Annotated in this window: 18 protein-coding genes; 1 reads left to right on the top strand and 17 read right to left on the bottom strand. The window is 68.5% G+C overall.

Annotation, left to right across the window (positions count from 1 at the left end; all coding sequences use genetic code 11):
• Nucleotides 1–86: 86 nt before the first annotated feature.
• Entirely contained in the window at nt 87–593 is a 507-nt protein-coding gene (locus tag ACI8U3_RS01725; RefSeq protein ID WP_415013131.1) for a thermonuclease family protein, read from the top strand.
• 189 nt (nt 594–782) lie between these two features.
• On the opposite strand, the gene tdh is transcribed toward ACI8U3_RS01725, so the two are convergent.
• The 17 genes from tdh to ACI8U3_RS01640 form a co-directional block, all read right to left on the bottom strand.
• Entirely contained in the window at nt 783–1,823 is a 1,041-nt protein-coding gene (gene tdh, locus ACI8U3_RS01720; protein WP_415013184.1) for an L-threonine 3-dehydrogenase, read from the bottom strand.
• A 49-nt stretch (nt 1,824–1,872) separates the two neighbouring features.
• Nucleotides 1,873–3,063: a glycine C-acetyltransferase gene (locus ACI8U3_RS01715; protein ID WP_415013130.1), complete on the bottom strand. Its 1,191-nt coding sequence runs from the start codon at nt 3,061–3,063 to the stop codon at nt 1,873–1,875.
• Between the two features lie 71 nt (nt 3,064–3,134).
• On the bottom strand, nt 3,135–4,046 hold the full coding sequence (locus ACI8U3_RS01710) for a DUF4232 domain-containing protein (RefSeq protein ID WP_415013129.1): 912 nt from the start codon (nt 4,044–4,046) through the stop codon (nt 3,135–3,137).
• Between the two features lie 63 nt (nt 4,047–4,109).
• The gene (locus ACI8U3_RS01705; protein ID WP_415013128.1) at nt 4,110–4,508 is read right to left on the bottom strand and encodes a hypothetical protein; all 399 of its coding nucleotides are present in this window, start codon (nt 4,506–4,508) and stop codon (nt 4,110–4,112) included.
• Nucleotides 4,505–4,978, bottom strand: a complete 474-nt coding sequence (locus tag ACI8U3_RS01700; protein ID WP_415013127.1) for a hypothetical protein — start codon at nt 4,976–4,978, stop codon at nt 4,505–4,507. The genes ACI8U3_RS01705 and ACI8U3_RS01700 overlap by 4 nt, the downstream gene beginning before the upstream one ends.
• Entirely contained in the window at nt 4,975–5,574 is a 600-nt protein-coding gene (locus tag ACI8U3_RS01695; protein WP_415013126.1) for a response regulator, read from the bottom strand. The genes ACI8U3_RS01700 and ACI8U3_RS01695 overlap by 4 nt, the downstream gene beginning before the upstream one ends.
• A gap of 2 nt (nt 5,575–5,576) precedes the next feature.
• Nucleotides 5,577–5,912: a hypothetical protein gene (locus ACI8U3_RS01690; RefSeq protein WP_415013125.1), complete on the bottom strand. Its 336-nt coding sequence runs from the start codon at nt 5,910–5,912 to the stop codon at nt 5,577–5,579.
• Nucleotides 5,912–6,460: a chemotaxis protein CheD gene (locus ACI8U3_RS01685; RefSeq protein ID WP_415013124.1), complete on the bottom strand. Its 549-nt coding sequence runs from the start codon at nt 6,458–6,460 to the stop codon at nt 5,912–5,914. Before ACI8U3_RS01685 ends, ACI8U3_RS01690 begins: the two co-directional genes overlap by 1 nt.
• The gene (locus tag ACI8U3_RS01680; protein ID WP_415013123.1) at nt 6,457–6,846 is read right to left on the bottom strand and encodes a response regulator; all 390 of its coding nucleotides are present in this window, start codon (nt 6,844–6,846) and stop codon (nt 6,457–6,459) included. Before ACI8U3_RS01680 ends, ACI8U3_RS01685 begins: the two co-directional genes overlap by 4 nt.
• A 1-nt stretch (nt 6,847) precedes the next feature.
• Complete coding sequence (locus ACI8U3_RS01675; RefSeq protein WP_415013122.1) at nt 6,848–7,900, bottom strand: protein-glutamate methylesterase/protein-glutamine glutaminase; 1,053 nt, start codon at nt 7,898–7,900, stop codon at nt 6,848–6,850.
• Nucleotides 7,897–8,781: a CheR family methyltransferase gene (locus tag ACI8U3_RS01670; RefSeq protein ID WP_415013121.1), complete on the bottom strand. Its 885-nt coding sequence runs from the start codon at nt 8,779–8,781 to the stop codon at nt 7,897–7,899. The genes ACI8U3_RS01675 and ACI8U3_RS01670 overlap by 4 nt, the downstream gene beginning before the upstream one ends.
• A complete protein-coding gene (locus tag ACI8U3_RS01665) occupies nt 8,778–9,245 on the bottom strand; it encodes a chemotaxis protein CheW (RefSeq protein ID WP_415013120.1) in 468 nt (155 codons plus the stop codon). The genes ACI8U3_RS01670 and ACI8U3_RS01665 overlap by 4 nt, the downstream gene beginning before the upstream one ends.
• Nucleotides 9,246–9,249: 4 nt before the next feature.
• A complete protein-coding gene (locus ACI8U3_RS01660) occupies nt 9,250–11,448 on the bottom strand; it encodes a chemotaxis protein CheA (RefSeq protein WP_415013119.1) in 2,199 nt (732 codons plus the stop codon).
• Between the two features lie 13 nt (nt 11,449–11,461).
• On the bottom strand, nt 11,462–11,824 hold the full coding sequence (locus ACI8U3_RS01655; protein WP_415013118.1) for a response regulator: 363 nt from the start codon (nt 11,822–11,824) through the stop codon (nt 11,462–11,464).
• Nucleotides 11,821–12,099, bottom strand: a complete 279-nt coding sequence (locus tag ACI8U3_RS01650) for an STAS domain-containing protein (protein WP_415013117.1) — start codon at nt 12,097–12,099, stop codon at nt 11,821–11,823. Before ACI8U3_RS01650 ends, ACI8U3_RS01655 begins: the two co-directional genes overlap by 4 nt.
• Nucleotides 12,099–14,048, bottom strand: coding sequence for a methyl-accepting chemotaxis protein (locus ACI8U3_RS01645; protein ID WP_415013116.1), 1,950 nt, complete (start codon nt 14,046–14,048; stop codon nt 12,099–12,101). Before ACI8U3_RS01645 ends, ACI8U3_RS01650 begins: the two co-directional genes overlap by 1 nt.
• A 54-nt stretch (nt 14,049–14,102) precedes the next feature.
• Complete coding sequence (locus ACI8U3_RS01640) at nt 14,103–14,816, bottom strand: TorF family putative porin (RefSeq protein WP_415013115.1); 714 nt, start codon at nt 14,814–14,816, stop codon at nt 14,103–14,105.
• Between the last annotated feature and the right edge of the window lie 140 nt (nt 14,817–14,956).

The following is a 14,956-nucleotide window of genomic DNA, read 5'->3' as shown; positions in this document are numbered from 1 at the left end:
GCGGCCATCCTGCCGGGATGAGCCGCGCCTTTTCCTTTCGCCGTCGCCGTTTTCGCCGCCTGAGCCCGCTTGAGCGCGGCGTCATCGTGGCCGCCGTCGTCTCGGTGGCCGTGATCCTGAAACCGGACTGGGTGGACGCGGCGCTGACGACCGACCTGCCGCCCCTGCCCGCGCCCGCCGCCGATGCGCCCGCCACCGGCGACATTTCCGGCCCCGCCCGTATCGTGGACGGCGACGGGCTGGAGATCGGCGGCCAGCGTATTCGCCTGCACGGCGTGGACGCCTTCGAGACCCGCCAGATGTGCGGCGGCCATGCCTGCGGTCGGGCTTCGGCGGACGCCCTGCGCACTCTGGTGGGCGGCCGATCCGTGGACTGCGCCGAGATGGACCGCGACCGCTATGGCCGCATCGTCGCCGTGTGCCACGCCGGCGGTCAGGACCTGGGCGCCGCCCAGGTCCGCCGGGGCCACGCAGTGGCCTACACCCGCTATTCGCAGCGCTATGTGCTGGAGGAGCGCGCCGCCCGGCGCGACAACGCCGGAGCCTGGGCGTACGGGTTCACGCCGCCCGAAGACTGGCGCCGCGCGTCGTGAGGTCAAATCTCCTTCCCATCACTCGAGATGGGGAGGTGGCGCGGGCGCGGTTCAGCGCCCGTGACGGAGGGTGCGGTGCGGGATGAAAGGGGATTGGCGACTTGATCCGGTAACATCGAGCCGCCCCCTCCACCACGCGGGCTGAGTCGCCCGCGCGGTCCCCCTCCCCATGAATGGGGAGGAGAAGGTTTAGCGGATTTTCGACCAGTCCAGAACCACCTTGCCCGACTGGCCCGACTTCATGGCCTCGAAGCCTTCCTCGAAGCGATCGTAGGGCAGCTGGTGGGTGATCAGCGGGGTCAGGTCCAGGCCGGCCTTGAGCAGGCCCAGCATCTTGCGCCAGGTGGTGAACATCTCGCGCCCGTAGACGCCCTTGATGGTCAGGGCCTTGAGGATGATGGCGCCCCAGTCGGTCTCCATGGGCTTTGACGGAATGCCCAGCATGGCCATGCCGCCGCCCATGATCAGGGTGTCGACGCACTGTTTGAAGGCGATGGGCGAGCCGGACATCTCCAGCGCCACATCGAAGCCCACCTTCATGCCCAGCTCGTGGATCACGTCGTGCAGGTCTTCCTTCGTGGTGTTCACCGTGCGCACGCCCGGCGCCACCTTTTGCGCCAGCTCCAGCCGGAAGTCATTGATGTCGGTCAGCACCACGGTGCGCGCGCCCGCGTGACGGGCCACGGCGGCGGCCATCATGCCGATGGGGCCCGCGCCGGTGACCAGCACGTCCTCGCCCAGCAGGTCGAACTGCTGCGCCGTGTGCACCGCATTGCCGAACGGGTCGAGGATGGAGCCGATCTCCCACGGCACCTCGTCGGGCAGCTCGATGACGTTGAAGGCGGGGGCCACGACGAACTCGGCGAAGCCGCCCTGACGGTTCACGCCGATGCCGCGAGTGGCCGGGTCCAGGTGGAAATGGCCGGCGCGCGCCGCCTCACTGTTCAGGTCAATAACGTGGCCCTCAACCGAGACCCGCTGGCCGATCTTGATGGGACGATCCACGTCCTTGCCCACGGCGACGATTTCGCCGGAGAACTCGTGGCCGGTGATCATGGGAACAGGCACGTTCTTCTGGGACCACTCGTCCCAGTTCCAGATGTGGATATCGGTGCCGCAGATGGCCGTGCGCTGGACGCGGATCAGCACGTCCTCGGGGCCCGCCTCGGGCACCGGCGCGTCGATCAGCTCGAGCCCTTCGGCGGGCCGGGTCTTGGCGAGGGCCTTCATGGTCTGGGTCATGTGGTCTTCCTGAGTCCTTGGGTGTCGGTCGGCGAGGTCAGATAACCCCAAGCTCCCTGCCCGCCGTGGTGAAGGCTTCGACCGCCTGGTCAATGTGGTCAAAGGTGTGGGCGGCCGACATCTGGGTGCGGATGCGGGCGGCGCCGCGCGGCACGACCGGGAACGAGAACCCGATCACATAGACGCCCAGCTCCAGCATGCGCGCGGCGAAGTCCTGGGCCAGCTTGGCGTCGCCCAGCATCACCGGGATGATCGGGTGCTCGCCGGGCAGCAGGTCGAAGCCAGCCTCGGTCATGGCGCTGCGGAAGCGCGCGGCGTTGGCGGCCAGTTGCGCGCGCAGCTTGTCGCCTTCATCGCCCTGGGCGATGCGGATGGCCTCGAGGCTGGAGCCGCACACGGCGGGCGACAGGGCGTTGGAGAACAGATAGGGCCGCGCCCGCTGCTTCAGCAGCTGGACCACCTCCGTGGTGGCGCAGATGAAGCCGCCCATGGCCCCGCCCAGCGCCTTGCCGAAGGTGCCGGTGACGAAGTCCACCTGGACCCCGTGATGGGCGTAGGAACCCTTGCCCTTTTCGCCCAGGAACCCCGTGGCGTGGCAGTCGTCCACCATGATCAGGGCGTCATACTTATCGGCCAGCACGCGGATGTCCTGCAACCGGGCGATGTAGCCGTCCATCGAGAACGCGCCGTCGGTGGCGATGATGATGTCCCGGGCCCCGGCGGCGCGGGCCTCCTTCAGCTTCGCCTCAAGATCGTCCATGTCCGAGTTGGCGAAGCGGTAGCGTTTCGCCTTGCACAGCCGCACGCCATCGATGATGGAGGCGTGGTTCAGGCTGTCGGAGACGATGGCGTCCTCCTCCCCGAACAACGGCTCGAAGATGCCGCCGTTGGCGTCGAAGGCGGCGGCGAACAGGATCGCGTCCTCGAAGCCCAGATAGCCCGCGATGGCGGCCTCCAGCTCCTTGTGGATCTCCAGCGTGCCGCAGATGAAGCGCACCGAGGCCGTGCCCGAGCCCCAGCGTTCGGTGGCCGCGATACCCGCCTGGGCCACGCGCTCGTCGCCGCCCAGACCCAGATAGTTGTTGGCGCAGAAGTTCAGCACCTCGCGCCCCGCCACGGTGATGACCGGCCCCTGGCGCGAGGCGATCACCCGCTCGGGCTTGGTCAGGCCCTGCTGGTCGATGGAGTCCAGTTCGGCACGGACACGGGTATGGAATTGCGCGGGCATGCTCACTCCGGGGTCGAGGATTCAGGTCTCGGCGCGAGTTACGCCGAATCCGCGCGCAAGACCACCCGTCCCTAGTCCGGGCGCGAACCGTCCTCGACCGGGCGAAGCGGACTGACCCGCACCTGACGGCCGCAGGGCTGCATCTCCAGCTCCAGCGGGATCTCGGCGGTGTCGCCAGGCGCGGTGGCGATCACCTCCGCCACGGAGGGACAGCGGGTCTCGCCCAGATTTTCATGGGGCACGGCGCTGTAGGACAGGTCGAAATACGCCTTGGCGCCCGGCTCCAGCTCGACCGCCTCCGGCGTCTGGCCGGCGCGGAAATAGTTGCCAAGCTGCTCGACCGTGCGGATCTGGTCCAGTTCGTCGCCGTCCCCATCGCGCAGGGTCAGGCCCGGGTAGCCGCGCACCGAACAAGGGGTCGAACCGGCGTTGGTCAGGGCCAGCACCACCTGCCGGTTGCCGGCGCCGGCGTCGCCGCCTTCGCGGGTCAGGCGCAGGGCCGGTCCCCGGCAGGGCGGAGCCATGTCCGAATCCACATCCTCGAGTTCCCCGGTCTCGCCGGGCCCCCGCGGCGGCAGAACCGTGTTAGCCGGGCGGGTGCAGCGCTCCAGCACGGTGGAGCCCACCTCCTCGTTCGGTCCCAGACGGCTGAGGGTCGCGGTCTCCTGATCGCCGCGCGCCGCCGTCCACCATTCCAGCTCCTGGCCCGCATAGCGCGCGCCGCTGGCGGAACGGGCGATGTTCAGGGTGTAGGTCTGGCCTTCATAGGTCACCTCGGCGCTGGCGGAGTCCACATAGCGCACACTCAGCGACCGGCCGCTTTCGCACGCGTAGCTGACTTCCGGCGCAGACGGCGCTTCGGGCTGTTCGGCCACGGGTACGTCCTCCACCGCCTCGACCGGCGCTTCCTCGCGTGAGCAGGCGGCGGCGCTCAGGGCCAAAAAGGACACGGCGAGAATGGACAGGGTGGTGCGAGTGGTCATGGACGCCTCCGGTTCAACGCCGAAGGTTAACGCCGTTCGCCCGCAAAGGCTCCGCTTGACGGTTCAGGCCGCCGCGACGGCGCGTTCCGCACTCCGCCCGCGATCCAGAAAGGCGTGCGCGGCCTCGGCGTTCATGAACACGTGGTGGGTGCGATTGGGAAAGCAGAAATCCATGGTCCGCGCCCAGTGGACGAAGCCGGAGTCAAAGCTGACGAAACAGGTCCGGGCCGCCCGCCGCCCCGCCCCGCAGGCACGGAAGATCTCCGCCGCTCGCACCACGTCGTCATGGGAGCCGTCGCCGTAGGATTCCCGCAGGTCGATGATGAAGTCGTGGTCCGCCCGTTGCGGCGCCTCAAGAACCAGCTCGATCATGGCGTCGATCATATCGCGCGACATGACGTTGAAGCCCGATGTCATGACGACCCGGCGCCGGGCGTCGTCGATTTCGATCGATGGGTTCATGTCGAGCCATCCACCCGGCGCACCAGGGACGCCAGTCCGTCCAGCATGGCCTTCGCCTCGGGACCGTCCTGAAAGCCGGTAGTCAGGATGAGCCGCAGGGATCGGACATGGACGTCCACCGACGACCAGTCCCGGCGCCCGGCGGCGCCCAGTTTCTCGGTCAGTTCGCACAGGCTGTAGACCGCCCTGTAAAATGGCCCGGTCTCGAAGAACCCGGCCGTCCCGGCCAGATTCGCGGCGAGGGGATAGACCGAGGCGAAGCCGTCATCGGACGGCTCGCGGCACAGGGCCTCGAGACGCTCCACCCCCTGCACCAGCCCCTCGACAGCCGAGGCGCGCTGATCGTCCAGGGCGGCGTCAGCGGCGGCCACGGCCTCGCCCACCTTCTTGCCGCCGGGCAGACGGATCTGGTCGGCGATGGCGGGGCGAACCTTGAACAGGCGGGCGGCGTTGTCGGAACCAGCGGTCACAGGGCCACCCTTTGCGGTTTCATCAGCATGTCGATGTCAGACTGGTCCATGTTCGGCTCAAGCGCCACACCCACCTCGGCGGACAGGTCGCCGGCGCGGCGCCCGGCCATGCCCAGCGGGGGTCCGTAGTTGCGCACCCGGCGGTCAGGCCCGACGTAGGTGTCACACTCCACCCATTCCCGCTGATCCTTGGTCAACCAGAGGATGCGCTGCAGCAGGATCATGGGCGTCAACGGCTTGGCCACGATGAAGCTGGCGCCGCAATTCCGGCTCTGGCTGACAAAACTCTCGGAGGCGTGGCCGGTCAGAATTATCACCGGGGTGAAAGCGCTGGTTTTCGGGCCTTCCCGGCGCAGCCAGCGGACAAACTCCGAACTTTCGGCGGCGGAGGCGCACTCCACCAGAATCAGGTCCACCGGCCGCCGCTTGATGACTCCCCTCGCATCGTCGGGCGACGCACACTTGATCTGCTCCTTCAGGCCGAAGCCCTGGACGATGGAGCTGAGGATATCGAGGCCCTGCGGATTGTCGTTGATCAGCAGCGCCGAGGTGCGCTCCAGATTGATCCGCGTTTCGGGGGAGATGGCGCGGGACATGGTCAGTCGAACAGCATCAGATCGCCGGAAGGCGGCGGATGAGGCGTGGCGGACGCGATCCGGCCGTCCAGGGCTGCGCACATGCGCTCCACCAGACCGCCCAGCGGAGCGGCGACCACGGCGTCCCCGGGCGCGTCGCCCTGGGCCACCCGCGCGGTCATGGCCGCCAGGGCGTCCAGATGCTGCACCAACAGGTCGAGGCCCTGGGCGCGGATCATGGAGTCGCCGCTGTCCCCCGACCGCGCGGTCGACAGCAGGGGCGCGAGGGTCTCGGCCATGACGCGGCCACGGGCCAGTTCTTCGGCGAGGGCGGCCAGAAAGCGGGTGTCGGCGCTCATCAGAACAGTTCCAGTTCGCCGGAATCCACGACCGTCGGCGGCGGGACAGGGCGCTCCACCGGGCGGTCGCTGACCGCCTTCTGCAGCGCGCGGCCGCTCGCGGGCCAGAACTGGACCCGACGCGCGCCGTAGCCACGCAGGCTGGAGGCGATGATGGGGATGCCTTCGTCGGCCAGGAATTTCTCGGCGAAGTTCGCATTGGCCACGCCCACGTCGGCCAGACCGTCGAACATGCGCCCGCCGCCGAACAGCTTGGCCTCCAGACGATTACGGCGTCCGCCGGCGGAAAGCACGCCGTTGATCAGCACCTCCATGGCGTAGGCGCCGTAGCGGCGGCCCTCGTCGGCCCCGTCGGTGCGCCCCGAGGGCAGCAGGAAATGGTTCATGCCGCCGATCCGGGCGACCGGGTCGCGCAGGCACATGGCTACGCACGACCCAAGGATGGTGGTCAGCATCACCTGGGGATCGCCGGTGATCAGGTGCTCGCCCTGCCCTACGTGCAGGCGCACGGAGACCGGCGTTTCGGTGAGGATCGCAGCGGCATTCATGTCAGCGGACCGAAGACGCCCTCGATCTTCTCCTTCAGCTGACCGGCGGTGAAGGGTTTCACGAGGTAGTTGTTGACGCCGAATTGCACGGCGCGCTGCACCAGTTCCTTGTCGGCCCGGCCGGTCAGCATGATGAAGGCGGACTTGCTGGTGGGGGGATGGGCGCGGATGGCGCGTAGCAGACCCAGGCCGTCCAGGTTCGGCATGTTGAAGTCGGAGATCACCAGATGCGCCGGCTGGGCGATCATGGCGCGCAGACCTTCCTCGCCGTCGTTGGCCTCGCGAAGGTTGACCACGCCGATCTGCTGCAGGCTGGCGCGGATCAGGCTGCGCATGGTCAGCTGGTCGTCCACGATCAGGGTCTGGATGGCGGAAGCGGCGGGCATGTCAGTGGACCTCTGAGGGCTGGGAAGCGGCCGGGGAGGCGGCGGATACGAGTTCGAGAATGGCGGGGCCGATGCGGCCCAGCGGAAGCTGGCGCTCCACGGAGCCCAGCTCATGGGCGGCCCGGGGCATGCCGTAGACGACGCTGGTGGCCTCGTCCTGGCCCAGGGTGCGGGCGCCGGACTGGCGCATGGCGAGCAGGCCCTGCGCCCCGTCGCGGCCCATGCCGGTCAGGATCACGCCGACGGCCTTCTGGTCCAACCGGGCGACGGATTCGAACAGCACGTCCACCGAGGGCCGATGGCCGCTGACCGTCTCGCCCGTGCGCAGGCGGCATCGCGGCGAGGAGCCGCGCGACACCTCCAGATGGGCTTGGCCGCCGGGGGCCAGGAAGATGCGCCCGGGCAGAAGCACGTCGCCGTCCTCCGCTTCCTTGACCGAGGCCGCGCACAGCTTGTCCAGCCGCGCCGCGAAGCTTTTGGTGAAGGTGGCCGGCATATGCTGGGTGATGACGGTGGGCGGGCAGTTCGCAGGGAACGACGACAGCACGGTGATCAGGGCTTCCACGCCGCCGGTGGAGGCGCCGATGGCCACCACATGATCGGGGCGGGCGCGCCATGCGGCGTCGACCGAGGGGGCCGTAACGGGTCCGCTGGCGCGCACTCGGGCGCCGGCCGCCGCCTTCACACGCTGGGGCAGGTCGGCGAAGGCATCCATGGCGGTGGTCCCGCCCGACGGCTTGCCCACCGCGTCAACGGCGCCCAGCTCCAGCGCCGCCAGGGTCACCTCGGCGCCCGCCTGGGTGAGGGTCGAGACCATCACCACCGGCATGGGCCGCAGGCGCATGATCTTCTCGAGAAACTCCAGCCCGTTCATGTTGGGCATCTCGACGTCCAGGGTGATGACGTCGGGGTTCAGGCGCTTGATGGCGTCGCGGGCCTCCAGCGGATCACCGGCGGTGCCCAGCACCTCGATTTCGGGATCGCGCTTCAGGGCGGCCGAAATCAGGCCGCGCATGGTCGGGGAATCGTCCACCACCAGAACGGTCACGGTCATGACAGCGCCTCATAGGTGGTCAGGCCGCTGGTGCGCAGCTGCGCGGTGGCGGGGCCGGAAACCCGCTCGGAATGGCCGATGTAGAGGGTGGCGCCGGGGTTCATGAGCGGCAGGAACCGGCTCCAGACCGTCTCCTGGGTCTGGTCGTCGAAATAGATCACCACATTGCGGCAGAAGATCACGTCGAACCTGCCCTTCATGGGCCAGTCCCCGATCAGGTTCAGCTCGTTGAAGGTGATCAGGCGGCGCAGTTCGGGGGCGGCGGAATAGAGCATGCGGTCGCCGCCCGTATCCCGCTTGAACCAGCGCTGCCGCAGGGTGTCGGGCACGGGCTCGAGCGCCTCGGCGGAATAGAGGCCCGCCCTGCCCTCGGCCACCATGTTCGGGTCGATGTCGGTGGCCAGGATTCGCACGTCCAGTTCGCCCGCCTCAGGCAGAACAGACAGCACGGTCAGGGCCATGGAATAGGGCTCCTGCCCATTGGAGCAGGCGGCGGACCACAGGCGCACCCGGCCGCCCTGTCGCGCCCGCTCGGCCAGGGCGGGCATAACCTTGTCGCGCAGGTGATCGAAATGGTGCGGCTCGCGATAGAAGCGCGTGACGTTGGTGGTCAGGGCCGCGAACATGGCCTGGCGCTCGTCCAGACCGTCCGCGCCGTCGATCAGGGCGCAATAGTCGCGGAAGCTGCGCAGGCCCAGCGCCCGCAGGCGCTTGGCCAGTCGCGAATAGACCAGGGCCGCCTTGGCCTCGGTCAGGGCGATGCCGGCATGGGCATGCAGCACCTGGGCGATGTGGCGGAAATCCTCGGCGGTGAAGGCGAATTCGCCCTGCACCAGCGCGGCATCCTTCGCCGGGCGCGCCATGTCGGCGGTCTGGGTCATGCCGCTTCGGCCTCCGGCTCGGTCGGCAGGATGCGGTCCAGGGCGATCAGGCTGATCATGCGACCGTCGATGGCGAAGATGCCTTTCACGAACGCCTTGACCTCGTCCGCCGCCACGTCGGGCGTCGGCTGCACTTGATCATCGGTCAGCTGAAGGATGTCGGACACCGCGTCGACCAGAAGGCCCACGGTGCGCCCGCCGATGTGCACCACCATGATGACGTGCCGGGCGCTGGGCTCGGTGGCGCCTAGGCCGAACCGGCCGGACAGGTCGATGATCGGCAGCACGGCGCCGCGCAGATTGATGACGCCCTTCATGTAGCCGGGCGTGCGGGGCAAGGGCGTGGCGGGTGTCCAGCCGCGAATCTCGCGCACGGCCATGATGTCCACGCAGAATTCCTGCTCGCCGATCCGGAAGGAGATCAGCTCGCGTCGAGCGCCGGTCTGGATATTGGCTTCGGTCATGATTTCAGCTCGCCAGCTTGAGGTCGGGTTTGCGCGCGGAACGGCGCGTGTTCGAGACGAGGGCGTCGACATCGAGGATCAGGGCCACCCGGCCGTCGCCCAGAATGGTGGCGGCGGCCACGCCGTCGATGGCCTGGTAGTTGGTCTCCAGACTCTTGATGACCACCTGGCGCTGGCCCTGGATGGCGTCCACCAGCAGGGCCGCCTTGGCGCCGCCCTCGGCCTCGACGATCAGGGCCACGCCGGTGGAGGCCGGCTCAGGCCCCGTACCGAAGCCCAGGGTCGCGGCCACATCCACCAGAGGCACGAACTCCTCGCGGAAGCGGATCACCGGCGTGTGGCCGCCCACCAGATGGATGTCCTCGGCGCGCGGCGTCAGGCTCTCGACGATGGCGGCCAGCGGCGCGACCAGGGTCTGTTCGGTGCTGGACACCACCATGCCGTCCAGAACCGCCAGGGTCAGCGGCAGGCTCATGGTGAAGGTGGAGCCCTCGCCCGGCTTGCTGGCGATGGAGATGCGTCCGCCCAGCGACTGGATGGAGCGCTTGACCACGTCCATGCCCACGCCGCGGCCGGACACGTCGGAAATGGTCTCTGCGGTCGAGAAGCCGGGCATAAAGATCAGATTGTCGATCTGCTCGTCGCTCAGCTGGGCGTCGGCCTCGATCAGGCCTTTCTCCACTGCGATGCCGAAGACACGCTCGCGATTGATGCCCGCGCCGTCGTCGGAAATCTCGATGACGATGCGGCCCGAGCGATGCAGGGCGGCCAGGCGCACCTGGCCCTCGGCGGGCTTGCCGGCGGCGACGCGCTTCTCGGGCTTCTCCAGCCCGTGGTCGATGGCGTTGCGCAGCATGTGGGTGATGGGCTCGGCCAGACGCTCCACGACGGTCTTGTCCACCTCGGTGGCCTCGCCCTCGGTGACCAGACGCACCTGTTTGCCGGTCATCTGGGCCACTTCGCGCACCAGACGCGGCATACGCTGGAACACCGACTTCACCGGCTGGGCGCGGATGGCCATGACGCTGTCCTGGATCTCGCGGGTCAGCAGCTCCAGATCTTCCAGCCCCTGCCCCACGCCCGAGGCGCGGATCATGGCGGTCTCGCTGACCCGCTGGGCCAGCACGGCCTGCTGGATCACCAGTTCCCCCACCAGATTGATCAGGCGGTCGACCCGGTCCAGGTCGACGCGGATGGTCACCGGCGCCTGGGCGGCCGGGGCGTTGGCGGTCGCTTCGGGCGCGGCAGGGGCAGCCTTGGCCTCGGGGACGGCCGGCGTCATCACAGGTTGGGGCGCGGGAATGGGTTCGGGCGTCGCCGCCACGGGCGCGGCGTCCACCGGCGCCTGGGCGGCGGCCAGCAGGGCGGCGATGTCCAGCTCAGGCTCCGGCTCGGCGACCGGCTCGGCGAGCGGAGCGTCGGCCTCGTCGCGCAGGACGGCCAGATCACAGTCGCCGTCGACGAACTCGAACACCTCGCGGATGGCGGCTTCTTCCACCGAGCCGGGCAGGCGGATGGTCCAGCTGAGGCAGCCCTCTTCCGGCTCCAGCGCATCCAGCATGGGCACGCCGCTGGCGTCGATCTCAACAGAGGCTTCGCCCAGCCGCGCCAGTTCGCGCAGGAGCAGGCCCGCATCATTGGCCTTGGCGTAAAGCGCCGCGTTGGGGCGGAACACGACGCGCCAGTCGCCGCCGGCCTCGGGCGCGGCGGGGGTCAGATCCATGGGATCGAACTGCACCGGCTTGAAGCCGAATTCGTCTTCTTCCACGTCTGCAACAGTCGGGGCCGGAGCGGCGGCAGGCGCCGCCTCGCCATGGGTCAGGGCTTCCAGCTCGGCCACCAGACCGGCTGAGCGCGCCTCATCCACCGGGGCGCCGGCGCCCCGCGCGGCGGATACATGGTCGTTCAGGACGTCGGAGGCCCGCAGCAGGGTCTTGATGGTGGCGTCGTCACAGGGTTTGCGGCCCGCTCGCAGCTCGTCCATCAGGGTCTCGAAGACGTGGGCGAAGCGCACCAGCGCCTCCATGCCGAAGGCCCCGGCGCCGCCCTTGACCGAGTGCACCGCACGGAACACGGCGTTGATGGTCTCGTCGTCGCCCTCGCCGTTCTCGAGCGCCAGAAGGCCGGCTTCCAGGTCGGCGAGCAGTTCGTCGCACTCCTGAAAGAAGGTCGCCTTGATCGCCTCGAAGGGATCTTCGGTCATCGCGCGCTCCCGCTCAGGCCGCGACCCGGCGGACCGCGTCCACCAGCTTGACGGGATCGAACGGCTTGACGATCCAGCCGGTCGCCCCCGCATCACGGGCGCGCTGCTTCTTGGCCGCGTCGCTCTCGGTGGTCAGAACCAGCACAGGCGTGCCGCGGTATTCGGGATCGGCGCGCATGCCTTCGATGAAGCCGAAGCCGTCCAGTCGCGGCATGTTGATGTCCGTGATGACCACATCGGCGCCGTGCGCCTTCAGGGTCTCCAGGCCGTGCACGCCGTCCTCGGCCTGAATGACGTTGTAGCCGGCGTCCTTCAGAGCCATCAGAAGCATGTCGCGCATGGTGCGCGAGTCATCGACGGTCAGTACGGTCTTCATCGGGTCGCCCCCACAGGGTCAATGTTCAGGTCCGCGCAGCCATAGGCCGCCAGTTGTTCGTTCAGGGCGGTCGAGGCCGGGTTCAGGGCGAACCCCTTGCCGTCCGCGTCCCAGGTCTTTTTCGCGCTGATCAGCACCTGCAGGCACAGGCCTCCGACCCGCTCCACCTCGCCGCCGTCAAGGACGATGTCCGACCCGCGCCGGGCCAGCAGATCATCCCGCAGAGGCGCGGCGGCGCGGATGTCCAGCACCGCCGGCAAGGCCAGGGCCGTCATCAGAACTCCTCCCAGCCGTCTTCGGCGGCCACGGTTTCCAGCTTGCGGGCCGCGCCGCCGGCGCCCATGGCCTTCAGGGCCGTGACGGTGCGCTGGACAGCGGAAGGCCTGGCGGCGGGCTTGGGCGCCGTGGGCGCCGGCGCGCTCGCGGCCCGGCCGTTCTCGCCGATCTGGAAGCGCGAGACCGACTGGTTCAGCACGTCGGCTTCCTGGGCCAGGGAGTGGCTGGCGGCGGTGGATTCCTCGACCATCGCAGCATTTTGCTGAGTCACCTGGTCCATCTGGTTGACGGCGGTGTTCACCTGCTGAAGGCCGGTGGCCTGCTCCTGGGCGGAGGCGGCGATCTCGGACACCAGGCCGTCGATCTCGGCCACGCGCTCCACGATCCGGGTCAAGGCTTCGCCGGTCTGGCCGACCAGGCTGACGCCCGCGCCCACCTGGGTGCCGGAGGACGAGATCAGGGTCTTGATCTCCTTGGCCGCGTCGGCCGAGCGCTGGGCCAGGGCCCGCACTTCGGACGCCACCACCGCGAAGCCGCGACCGGCGTCACCGGCGCGCGCGGCCTCGACCCCGGCGTTCAGCGCCAGCAGGTTGGTCTGGAAGGCGATCTCGTCGATCACGCCGATGATCTGGCTGATCTGGGTCGAGGACTGTTCGATGGCGCTCATGGCGCCCACGGCGTCGCGGACGATCTCGCCGCTCTTCTCGGCGTCGCCGCGCGCGGCCAGCACCACGTCCGAGCACTGCTTGGCGCCCGAGGCGGTCCTGCGGACCGTGGCGGTGATCTGGTCCAGAGCCGCGGCGGTCTCTTCCAGGCTGGCGGCCTGCTGCTCCGTGCGGCGCGACAGGTCGTCGGCGGCCTGGCTGATTTCGCCGGCCCCCGAGCGAATGGCGGAGACATTGGTCACCACCGTGGTCATGGCGTCCTTCAGCTGGCCCATGGCCGCGTTGAAGTCGCTCTGCAGCTTCAGATACTCTTCGGGGAAGGTCTGGGTCAGGCGATAGGTCAGATTGCCCTTGCTCAGTTGCTCCAGACCCTCGGCCAGGGCCGCGACGACGGCGGCCTGCTGGCGGGCGGCCTCGGCCCGCTCGGCCTCGGCGCGAGCGCGCTCGGCCTCGGTCATGCGGCGCTGGTCGGCGGCCTCGCCTTCCAGACGATCATTGGCGATGGCGGCGTCCTTGAAGGCCAGCACGGCGGCGGCCATCTGGCCGATCTCGTCCTTGCGGCCGGCGCCCGGCACCTCGACGGTCTTGTCGCCCCCGGCCAGCTTGCGCATGACATTGGTCATGTTCACGACGGGGCTGGCGATGGCGCGGGCCATCATGACGCCCAGCCCGGCCGCGATCAGGGCGGCGAGCAGGATGCCGACGCCGAGCACGACCACGGCGGTGGTCGAAGCTTGAATCTGGTTCGCGCTGCTGGCGGTCTGGCGCGCCTGCTCACGCTCGATGACGGCGTCCATGCCGGCCTCGGCGCGTTCGATGTAGGTGTCCGCGACCCCTTCACGCCCGACCATGTCGGTGGCCTGGCTGTAGGTCGCCGGATCCGCCGCCAGGGCCGAACCGACCTCGACCACATTAACGAACCACTCGTCGGCCGCGCCCTCGACGCTGTCGATAAGGGCCAGTTCATCCGCTGTGCCCTCTCCGAGTTCTCGCAGGCCGTTCAGGCGCTGCTTGAAGTTCTCGCGGTGGGCGTCGAGCCGCTCCAGATAGTAGGCGTCGCCCGAGATCAGGAAGCCGCGGAAGCTGTTCTCTTGACGGCCCAGATAGAACTGGGCCTGCTGGACCAGCTCGATGGACCGCACGCTTTCACTGTTCGCGATGCGGGCGTTATCGACCACCCGCACGTTGAGGAAAACGACGACGCCCATCACCACGATGGCGGCGACGACCAGCGCGAAGGCTGCCGCCAGCTTCTGACCGATCTTGAGATTGTTCAGGTTCACGGAAAAAGCCTTTCAGAAGGTCTTCGAGCGGGGTCGCCGCCGGATCGTTGGGGGTCAGAAGGACGCGGTGAGAGCGGCCACCAGGCGGCCGTCGTAGCGGTCGCCGCGGAAATGCGCGTCGGTGTCGAACCAGCGTACATCCAGGGCCAGGTTTTCGGTGAGGTCGTGGTTCACGCCCAGGTTCCAGGCGTTGTAGTCTGCGCCGTTCTCGGCCGCGCGGTTGGCGAAGGCGGCGCTGACACGGGTGGCGTCGGCCACACTCACCGAGCCGTTCAGCTCGATCCACCAGGCCTCTTCCGTGGCGGAAAAACCGTCGGGCGTGTAGTTGACGCGCAGGCGGGTGTTCACCGGGCCGAGGCGCCGCGACACGTCCGTCTGGAACTCAAAATAGTTGCTGTCGATGCCTGACCGTGTGCCGGGCAAATCGCGGTTCACCACCGAGAAGTTCAGCCCGTTGCCCGCCCAGCGGGTCTTGTAGCCGATCGACGAGACGATCTCGGCAGTCGATCCCTGGGGCAGGTCGGCGCTGGACGCCCAGACCTTGGCGTAGAAGCCGCCGTGGGTGGCCTGGACGCCGGCGAAGATGCTGGGATCACCGTCGCTTTTGCCCAGGCCTTTCCCGACATATTCCGTCGCCGCGCCGATTTCGACCGACCAGTCGACGGCCGGGGAAGCCGTCTGCGCTTCAGCGTTTGTGGGAGAAAAAGCCGAAACAACGACCGAAGATACAGCCGCAATACAGGCGGCTACGGAATAAGCCTTAGTCAAAATAAACCTCACTCAGTGTTCTACTTGTGAAATATGGAGTTACGCAGAAAATATACGCGATTACAGGCTACAGATAACGCGATCAGTCCTTACCAAAATCGAAATAGCAGCGCTCGGCGGGCGGGCCCTGTGACCCAAAA

The sequence above is a fragment of the Brevundimonas sp. genome, from assembly GCF_047617075.1.
Classification (GTDB): Bacteria; Pseudomonadota; Alphaproteobacteria; order Caulobacterales; family Caulobacteraceae; genus Brevundimonas.
Note: the sequence above shows the minus strand (reverse complement) of the source record. Positions and strands in the feature narration are given on the sequence as shown.